The sequence below is a fragment of the Kitasatospora sp. MBT63 genome (assembly GCF_000710465.2).
Taxonomy (GTDB): Bacteria; Actinomycetota; Actinomycetes; order Streptomycetales; family Streptomycetaceae; genus Kitasatospora.
Genome location: NZ_JAIZ01000560.1, coordinates 1 through 2,544, shown reverse-complemented (window position 1 = coordinate 2,544; position 2,544 = coordinate 1). Strand labels below are relative to the sequence as shown.

Below are 2,544 nucleotides of genomic sequence, written 5' to 3'. Positions count from 1 at the left end.
GAAACACGCCCGTCGCTATCGGTACGACAACGGCTTCTGAATAACGTGATCGCTGACCTGGGGAATTGCGGGCTCTGGCGAACATCTTGTGATCAGGCCCTTGGCGCATGGGTGGACTGACATGACGTCAGGCGTGCAGTTCGCGGAATCTTGAGGTGTTCCTTCCCCATTTGGCTGGTGTCGTAGTCGAGTTCGTGCAGCAGTCGACGGCCCAGATCGTCCTGCATGCCCACGCGCAGGAGGCCGGGGCGATATGTCCGGACTGCTCCAGGCCGTCGGGGCGGGTGCCTGGGCGGTACGTCCGGCGGCTGGCGGATGCGGCGATCGGTGGCAGGACCGTGGTTGTCGAGCTGCTCGTGCGCCGCTTCCGCTGCCTGAACGGCTCCTGCCCAGCGGTGACGTTCGCCGAGCAGGTCGAGGGACTCACCAAGCCGCACACCCGCAAGACCCCGCTGTTGCGATCGGTCCTGCCGTCCATCGCGTGCACGCTCGCCGGTCGGCCCGGCGCCCGCCTGGCCGCGATGCTGGGCATGCGCGCCGCGAAGGACACCCTGCTGCGGCTGCTTCGCGCCGTGCCCGAGCCTCCCCAGGCCCACGTTCGGGTGCTGGGCGTCGACGACTTCGCGCTGCGCAAGGGCGACACGTACGCCACCGTTCTGGTGGACCTGGAGGCCCGCCGGCCGGTCGACGTGCTGCCGGGGAGGGAGGCCGAACCGCTGGCCGCGTGGCTGGCCGGGCATCCGGAGGTGGAGGTCATCTGCCGGGACCGGGCCGGGGCCTACGCCGAAGGCGCCAGGAACGGCGCCCCGCAAGCCGTCCAGGTCGCTGACGGGTGGCACCTGTGGCGGAACGTCGCCGAGGCCGTGGAGAAGACCGTCGGCTCGCACCACGGCTGCATCCGGTCCGCGTTCGCGGCAGGTCCAGCCGCCGAGCTAGGCGCGGCGCGCGCCGCGACGCAGCCGTTCGACCCTCCCGACGGGATGCGCGACTGCCTCGGCCTCCCGCGGCGCGTGGTCGCCCGCACCAAGGAACGCTACGCGGCGGTGCAGGAACGCCTGGCCGAGGGCAAGTCCCTGGCTACGATCGGAATCCTGGCGGGGCCGAGCTTGCGTTCACGTCGGAGTCGGCAGACCTCGGCCTCGGTCGTGGCCGGTGTGCGGTGCGGGGTGGTCCGGGGACGACTGGGCCGGTCGTGCAGGCCCGCGTCGCCCTCCGCCCGCCAGCGTCGGACCCACTTGTGGGCGGTCGTGCGGGAGATCCCCATCTCGGCGGCTATGTGCGCGACAGGGCGTCCCGCCCTGACGCGTTCGACCAGGAGCCGCCTGCCGTGCACGGTCAGGCGGGCATTACGGTGGGACATGAAGACCTCCGGTGCGGTGCAGTCCTAGACAGCTCCACCACACCGGAGGTCTTCACTTTGATCAAGCCCGACCACTGTCAACAACGCTCGTGATCAATACACCTAGCGCCTGTGCCGGTGCCTCCCCCGTTCTGTCCGAGGGCAAATCCCGCTGAATCGAAGCCCACCGCACCGGCGTTGCCGCCGCTCGAGCCCTGGATGAAGTTTCCTCCTCCACCGCCTCCCGCAACAACCAGGCGACAGTCAGTGCCGACAGTGCCCGTCATCGCGCAGGATGCTTTGGATTGGGTCTGTACCGTGCTTGCTCCGCCCCCTCCGCCGATTCCGGGGGCACCGCCGTTGCTCCCAGCAACTCCGTTTCCACCATCGCTGCCGACCTCGACATAGAGAAGGTCTCCGGGCTGTACGCCGATATGTGCATTGGTGATCAGTGCACCCCCTCCGCCAAAGCCGCTAGGGGTGCCCCCGGCACCCCCTTGAGCTTCCACGATCAGCGTCTTCACACCTTCGGGAACGGTGAAAGTCTGGTCGTCCGTCCCGGCGGAGTACGTACAGGTGACGTCGCTGCCTGTGGTGACACAACTCCCTCCAGTGGCAGCCACCGCCGCGGACGAAAACATCGGGGCAGTCCCCAGTGACACCACTCCGATAGCCGCGGCTCCGATGAGGGCGACCAGACGTCTGCGGCGTCCGGCAGGCCGACACGGAGGAGGGATAATTTTGTCAGCTTTTGGAATTCGGCCAGCTTTCCCTGTTCCCTGGAATTCCGGCGCTCCACTATCAATCATGGCGAACCAACCCCTTGAAGGGCGTAGCAAGATCAGAAACCCCTCGCGGCGCGGAGGGAAACAATAATTCTCCCCCCATGAAGATTTCGACTGCCCGATCGAGCCTACAAAAGGGCAACACCTGTCGCTCGCGAATGGTGCTCAATAACTTATCCTGGATCCACCGATCGGCGGTGGGTCGAGAGAGGGGTTGACACAAAGAGGAGCCCGCTAAGCTGGGAAGATGGGTGTTCTCTACGCACCCCATCAGGCCCGACCAGCAAGGCACCTTCTAAGGGCCTGCAGATCAATAATCCGTGGCTTTCCGCTGTGTCAGTCGTTGGCGTGACATGGGGACACGTGACGATCAACTGGTTTTAGAGGAGCTAACACAAAGCTCTGGTGTGGCCATGTCTG

At 66.3% G+C, this 2,544-nt stretch carries 2 pseudogenes; one reads left to right on the top strand and one right to left on the bottom strand.

Annotation, left to right across the window (positions count from 1 at the left end):
- Window positions 1-155: 155 nt before the first annotated feature.
- Window positions 156-869 (top strand): annotated as a pseudogene (locus AA75_RS52555) (ISL3 family transposase); the annotation flags it as partial.
- A gap of 209 nt (window positions 870-1,078) precedes the next feature.
- Here the strand turns inward: AA75_RS52555 and AA75_RS49920 are convergent.
- Window positions 1,079-1,360, bottom strand: a pseudogene (locus AA75_RS49920) (leucine zipper domain-containing protein); the annotation flags it as partial.
- Between the last annotated feature and the right edge of the window lie 1,184 nt (window positions 1,361-2,544).